This is a genomic window from Nocardia sp. NPDC004722, from assembly GCF_053601505.1.
In genome coordinates, this window is sequence record NZ_JBSGBY010000517.1 from 1 (window position 1) to 6,138 (window position 6,138).

A 6,138-nucleotide genomic window follows, 5' to 3' on the forward strand; every position below is an offset into this window, starting at 1 on the left:
CAAGATCTACGGTGCGATGTTCCTCGGCCAGTCCGCGACGGCGCTGGAAACCGCTGAGCGACTGGAGAATTCGCTCCCGGCAGACCGATGCGGCGGGTCGCCGCGGCGGCGCGGGCGGCCACGGCCACCGCGTCCAGTCGGCCGGGCACACCCGCCGTCGGGAGCGAGAAGGAGTCCGGCACGAACGCGAGGTCGATGCCCGCGTCCTCGGCGGCGCGCAGCGCATCCACCCAGTAAGCCGCGCCGAACACGTCCTCGGCGCGGGAGTCGGCCCGCCGCCAGGAGGCGGGGTGCGCGCCGGTCCCGGACAGTTCCAGGCCCAGCAGCAACGGAGACACGGGCGGCATCAGGCTGTCCTTTCGAGCGGGGTGGGAGCCACGGGCACGGCGGCCCGGGGCACGGCCGCGAGCAGCTCGCGGGTGTAATCGTTGGCCGGATTATCGAAAAGCGCTGCGGTGGCGGCGGTTTCGACGATGACGCCCTGTCGCATGACGGCCACCCGATCGGCCAGGCGGCGCACCACGGCCAGGTCGTGGGAGATGAACAGGTAGGCCAGATCCAGTTCGGCTTGCAGTCGTTCGAGCAGGTCCAGGATCTGGGCCTGCACGGAGACGTCCAGTGCGGATACGGGTTCGTCCAGCACCAGCAGATCCGGGCGCAAGGCCAGCGCACGCGCGATGGCCACGCGCTGCCGCTGCCCGCCGGACAGCTCCGCGGGGCGGCGATCCTGGTAGGCGGCGGGCAGGGCGACCTGGTCCAGCAGCTCGGCGACGGTCTCCCGGCGGGAGCGTCGATCGCCGATTCCGAACGCCTGCAACGGTTCCGCCACGATCTTGCCGATGCTGAGCTTGGGATTCAGCGACACATACGGGTTCTGGTAGACGACCTGGATGCGGCGGCGCAGGGCGCGCAGACCCGACCCGCGCAGGGCGGTGATGTCCTGACCGTCGAAGGTCACGGTGCCCGCGTCGGGTTCGGCCAGTCGGGCGATGATGCGGGCGGTGGTGGACTTGCCCGAACCGGATTCGCCGACCACCGCGAGGGTTTCACCCCGGTTGATCTCGAGCGAGACGTCGTCGACCGCGTTCAGCGTGAAATCCCTGGTGATCCGGAAGGATTTGCGCAGCCCGGTCGCCATCAGCAGGGGCGTGGCGGTTTCGCGGGGCGGGCGCACGACGCGCACCGGGTCTGTCCCGACCGGCTCCAGGCTCGGCGCGGCCGCGATCAGCCGCTTTGTGTATTCATGCTGTGGATTGCCGAGAACGTCAGCGGCCGTGCCGGTTTCGACGATCTCGCCCTGTCGCATGACCGCGATGCGATCCGCCCGCTCGGCGGCCACCGCCAGGTCATGGGTGATCAGCAGGACCGCGGTCCCGGTATCGGCGGTGCGCTGGGCGAGATGGTCGAGAATCCGCCGCTGCACGGTGACATCCAGGGCGCTGGTCGGCTCGTCGGCGATGACCAGGTCCGGGCCGCACGCCAGCGCGATGCCGATCAGCACCCGCTGCCGCTGACCACCGGACAGATCCTGCGGATACTGCCGGGCCCGCAGTTCCGGCCGATCCAGTCCGGCCTCCTCCAGAATGCGCACGGCTTCCAGCCGAGCCGTGCGGCGATCCGCCCGGCCGTGGATGCGCAGCACCTCCCCGACCTGTTCGCCGATGCGCAGCACCGGATTCAGCGAGGTGCCCGGATCCTGCGGCACCAGCCCGATGCGCGCGCCCCGAACCCGCCGCAGCGTCCGTTCCGGTGCGTGCTCGAGGCGCTCCCCGTCGAAGCTGATCGCGCCCCCGGTAACCTGACCGCCGTTGAGCAGCCCGATCACCGCGTGCGCGAGAGTCGACTTCCCCGAACCGGATTCGCCCACCAACGCGACCGTCTCCCCACGCCGCACCTCGAGCGACACCCTGCGCACGGCGGCGGTGGTCCCGGTGCTACCGCGGTATTCGACCTGCAGCCCCTCAACATTCAGCAACAGGTCACTCATCGGGCACCGTCCTTCTGAAGAGCCCGCGCGATGCGCTGCGTCGACAGCACCAGCACGACGATGACCAGCCCCGGCAGCGTGGTCAGCCACCAGGCGGTCGCGAGAAAGCCCCGACCCTCCGAAACCAGCGAGCCCCACTCCGGCGTGGGCGGCACCGCGCCGTAGCCGAGGAAGCTCAACGAGGCGACGAACAAGGTCACGACGCCGAAGTCCACCGCGGCCAGCGCCGCCACCGGACCGTAGGCATTGCGCAGGATGTGCCGGAACAGCACGGTGTGCCAGCGGACGCCGCCCGCGTAGGCCGCCTCCACATAGGGTGCGTTGCGAACCCGCAGCACCTCGCCGCGCATCACCCGGGCGAATCTGGCGATGAGCGAAACACCCACGGCGATGGCGACATTGCGCGTGCCGATGCCCAGGATGGTGATGGTGGCCAGCGCCACCAGCATGTCGGGGATCGACAGCAACACGTCGACGACACGCATGATCGCGGTGTCCACCAGCCCACCGGCCGCACCCGCCACCAGCCCCAGCAGCGCACCCACCACCAGACCCAGCAATACCGCGAACACGGTGGCGGTCAACGAGAGCGCGGCCCCGTGCACCACGCGGGTGTACAGATCGCGCCCCAGATTGTCGGTGCCGAACCAATGCCGCGCGCTGGGTGCGCGCAACTTCTGCGCGGGCACCCCGCGCAGCGGATCACCACTCGCGAACACCGCCGGCGCGACCGCCCAGGCGAGCACCAGCAGCACAATCACGCCCGCCACCACCAGGCCCAGGTGTCGACGCACCCAGCGCCCGGCATCCCGAACGACAGCGGGACGGGCCGGGTCGCCCAGGCGCGCGAACCAGGACCCGGGCACTCCAGCGACGATGGATCGTTCGGCCGTCGCGCTAGGCATCGCGCTGCTCGTCGTCGGTTGCCCAGTAGGCGAAGCCGGGATCCAGCAAGGGGTGGGTCAGGGTGATGACGCGCAGGGTCGAGCGGGGGCCCGAGGGTTTGCGCAGGCGTCCGCGCAATTCCTGGATCACGTGCCGGGGCGAGAGTGGACGGTGATCATGCATGGGCGCGTTCCTTCCTCGAATTCCCCTGCACCACACGGGGGTCCAGCAGCGGGTAGGCGAGATCCACGAGCAGGTTGACGGTGACGAACGTCAGCGCGGCGAACACGACGATGCCCTGCACCACCGGAATGTCCTCGTGCAGCACCGATTCCTGGGCCAGGCGGCCTATTCCGGGTCGGGAGAAGACTGTTTCGGTCACCACCACGCCCGCGAGCACGGTGCCCACCCACAGACCCGCGACGGTGAACGCGGGCGCGGCGGCCGGGCGCAGCACATGGCGCAGTTGCACCCACCAGCGCGACGCGCCTTTGGCGAAGGCCACCTCCACGAACGGTTGCCGCCAGGTCGAGACCAGGCTGGCGTAGAGCACCTGGGCGATGATCGCGCCGACCGGGATGGCGACGGTCACGGCGGGCAGGACGATGGCGCTGAATCCGGTGCCACCGAAGGCCGGCACCAGCTTCAGCCGGAACGAGAACAGTTGCAGCAGCAGCAATCCCACCCAGAACCCGGGCATGGAAGCCCCGATCGGCGGCAGTGCGGTGAGCAGGCCGCGCAGCCAGCGGCGTTCGGTGTAGGCGGCGGCCAGCGCGAGCGCGGTGCCGACCACCACGGCCAGCAGCAGGCCCGCACCGGCCAGGGCCAAGGTCGACGGCAAGGCGTCGCCGAGGGCCGCGTTCACCGTCTGCCCGGTGGAGATCGAGTGGCCGAAGTCGCCCCGGACCGCATGGCTCAACGCGGTCCAGTACTGCTGCCACAGTGGTTGATCCAGGCCGTATCTGGCCCGCATCTCGGCGGCGGCCGCGGCGTCCACGGGGGTGCCGGTGGCGGCATTGGTCGCCATGTCCACCGGGTCGCCCGGCAGCAGGTAGAGGCCGATGAACGACAGCGTGAACGCCGCCCACAGCACGCCCACCGCCTGCAGCACCCGTCCGATCACGTAGCGGCCCATGGGGTTACCGCCGCAGCCAGGTGTCGTGGAATTGCAGGCGGGCCGAGGCTTCGAACTTGACGCCCGCCGTGTTCTTGCCGACGCCGATGGCCTGGGACAGCTCGATGGTCGGGATCCACAGGCCCTGGTCGAGGACCGCGGACTGGGCGTCGGCGATGATCTTGGCGCGGGCGGCCGGGTCGGTGACCGAGAGCTGCTGCGACAGCAGGGAGTCCAAGGGTTCGGCGGGGCCACGGGCGTTCAGGTTGCGCTGGTCGACGGCGAAGGTGGTGCGCAGGATGTCGCCGTCGGCGCGGGTGGAGTTGTAGTAGTCGAAGTCGAAGTCCTTGTTGTTCTGGCGCACATTGGATTCCGCCACCGACAGCGGTTCCAGGCGCAGATCGAAGCCGACCGCCCGCAGTTGCTGCTGGGTCAGCTCGAGAATGGCCTGATTGCCCGCGAACACCGGCGCGAAGATGACGCTCGCGGACAGTCGCTGACCGTCCTTGACGCGGATGCCGTCGGCGCCGGGCACCCAGCCCGCCTGGTCGAGCAGCTTCTTCGCCGCGTCCGGGTCGTACTTCACCCGGGTCGAAAGGTCCACGTAGCCGGGAGTTTTGGAGGCCAGCACACTGGTCGCCACCTTGAACTGCGGACCCAGCACGGTGTCCACCAGTTCCTTGCGGTCGATGGCGGGCACCAGGGCCGCGCGCACCGCCGGATCGCGCAGCGGGCCGCGGGTCACATTGACCTGCAAGCCGAACGGCACACCCGGGTTGGGGGTGAACTGCACCCGGCCGCCGCCGGACTCGATCTGCGCGACGTCCTGCGGCAACGCGTCACTGATCGCGTCGAGCTGCCCGGAGGCGAGGCTGCCGGTGCGGACACCCGACTCCGGCACCACCGTGAACACGATCTTGTCCAGATACGCCTCGCCCTGGGTGGCGAAAACCGCCGAGCCCCAGGAGTATCCGGTGCGCTTGGCCAGCGTCGCGGAGGTGTTCTGCTTCCACTCGGTGTAGGTGAACGGGCCGCTGCCGATGTTCGTGCCCAAGCATCGCTCGTCGGCCGACTTGGCGACCGTGGCATCGGACTGGATGCCCAGCTGCGGTGTCGAAGTGGCCTGCAGGAACTGGGCATTGGGCGTGCCGAAGTCCACCCGCACCGTGTGCGGATCCACCACCGTGCTGCCCGCGTAACCGGCCAGATAGCTCGCGCCCAGCGGCGATTTGGCCCCGCCCAGGGCGACGATGGAGTCGAAGTTCTTGCGCACCGAATCCGCGGTCAGCGCGGTGCCGTCGCTGAAGGTGACGCCGTCCTTGAGATGGAAGGTGAAGGACTTCGCGTCCGGCGAGACCGTCCAGGTGTCGGCCAGCCACGGCTTCAGCTCACCGGTCGTCGGGTCCTGATCGACCAGCGAGTCCACGATCTGCCGGTCCACGTAGATGGTCTGGTTCGTCGCCGACTGCGCCGGATCGGAGCAGGTCGGCGCGAGCGAGAGTCCGTAGCGCAGGGTGCCGCCGGTCTGCGGCGGGCCGGACGGCTCGCCATTGCCGCCACCGCTGTCACCGCCGCTGCCACAGGCGGCGAGAGTGAAGGCGGCGGCGACCGTACCCGCCAGTGCCACAGCACGTTTCATCGAAAATCCTCGGAGGGGTAGCGGTCCGCGCCCAGCGCGCGACTCGGAATGCGGCGGCGCAGTTCGGGGGCGACCTCGGCCTGGAACAGTTCGAGGCTGTCGTAGTGCTGAGCCTCGGTGCGGCCGTCGGCGTCGGCACTGAGATGGATGACCTCGTGGCCGAACCGCTCGTGATAGCGGCTCACCTTGTCCAGCACCTGTTGCGGACTGCCGATCAGCGCAGAGGAGCGCGCGGCGAAATCCTCGACGGACTCGAACACGATGGGCACGTCGAACTTTCGCGCCACCGCCTGCCGCGCCTCGAAGATCGGCCGATAGAGGTCCAGCGCCTCCTGCGAGGTGCGGGTCACCAGGAAGCCCGCGGTGCCCGCGCCGACCAGCGCCTCGGCCGGATCGTGGCCGTAGGCCGCCCAGCGCTCGCTCGAGGGCAAGCCGCGCGAGACCCCGCTGATTCGCGACGACACCGGCACCGTGCTCATCGGCCGCGCCACCCTGGTCGGCGAGGCGGGCGCG

The 6,138-nt window shown here is 69.9% G+C and carries 7 protein-coding genes; all 7 read right to left on the reverse strand.

What is annotated here, in order from left to right; genetic code table 11:
- A partial coding sequence (locus tag ACWELQ_RS35130; protein WP_452401324.1) for an LLM class flavin-dependent oxidoreductase occupies positions 1 to 347 on the reverse strand: 347 nt, incomplete at its 3' end.
- Positions 347 to 1,987 carry an ABC transporter ATP-binding protein gene (locus ACWELQ_RS35135; protein ID WP_452401325.1) on the reverse strand — a complete coding sequence of 547 codons (1,641 nt, stop codon included), beginning with the start codon at positions 1,985 to 1,987 and terminating at the stop codon, positions 347 to 349. The genes ACWELQ_RS35135 and ACWELQ_RS35130, both read right to left, overlap by 1 nt.
- Positions 1,984 to 2,892 (reverse strand): ABC transporter permease, encoded by a 909-nt coding sequence (locus ACWELQ_RS35140; RefSeq protein ID WP_452401326.1) that lies wholly within the window; start codon positions 2,890 to 2,892, stop codon positions 1,984 to 1,986. The genes ACWELQ_RS35135 and ACWELQ_RS35140 overlap by 4 nt, the downstream gene beginning before the upstream one ends.
- The gene (locus ACWELQ_RS35145) at positions 2,885 to 3,055 is read right to left on the reverse strand and encodes a hypothetical protein (RefSeq protein ID WP_452401327.1); all 171 of its coding nucleotides are present in this window, start codon (positions 3,053 to 3,055) and stop codon (positions 2,885 to 2,887) included. The genes ACWELQ_RS35140 and ACWELQ_RS35145 overlap by 8 nt, the downstream gene beginning before the upstream one ends.
- Positions 3,048 to 4,007 (reverse strand): ABC transporter permease, encoded by a 960-nt coding sequence (locus ACWELQ_RS35150; protein ID WP_452401328.1) that lies wholly within the window; start codon positions 4,005 to 4,007, stop codon positions 3,048 to 3,050. The genes ACWELQ_RS35145 and ACWELQ_RS35150 overlap by 8 nt, the downstream gene beginning before the upstream one ends.
- A gap of 4 nt (positions 4,008 to 4,011) precedes the next feature.
- Positions 4,012 to 5,625: an ABC transporter substrate-binding protein gene (locus ACWELQ_RS35155; RefSeq protein ID WP_452401329.1), complete on the reverse strand. Its 1,614-nt coding sequence runs from the start codon at positions 5,623 to 5,625 to the stop codon at positions 4,012 to 4,014.
- On the reverse strand, positions 5,622 to 6,138 hold a 517-nt coding region (locus ACWELQ_RS35160), incomplete at its 5' end, for an LLM class flavin-dependent oxidoreductase (RefSeq protein ID WP_452401330.1). The genes ACWELQ_RS35155 and ACWELQ_RS35160, both read right to left, overlap by 4 nt.

Bases quoted from the DNA above. Each gene is read 5' to 3' on its own strand.
- ACWELQ_RS35140 (WP_452401326.1), bottom strand. From the start codon at position 2,892: ATGCCTAGCGCGACGGCCGAACGATCCATCGTCGCTGGAGTGCCCGGG.
- ACWELQ_RS35150 (WP_452401328.1), bottom strand. From the start codon at position 4,007: ATGGGCCGCTACGTGATCGGACGGGTGCTGCAGGCGGTGGGCGTGCTG.
- ACWELQ_RS35145 (WP_452401327.1), bottom strand. From the start codon at position 3,055: ATGCATGATCACCGTCCACTCTCGCCCCGGCACGTGATCCAGGAATTG.
- ACWELQ_RS35135 (WP_452401325.1), bottom strand. From the start codon at position 1,987: ATGAGTGACCTGTTGCTGAATGTTGAGGGGCTGCAGGTCGAATACCGC.
- ACWELQ_RS35155 (WP_452401329.1), bottom strand. From the start codon at position 5,625: ATGAAACGTGCTGTGGCACTGGCGGGTACGGTCGCCGCCGCCTTCACT.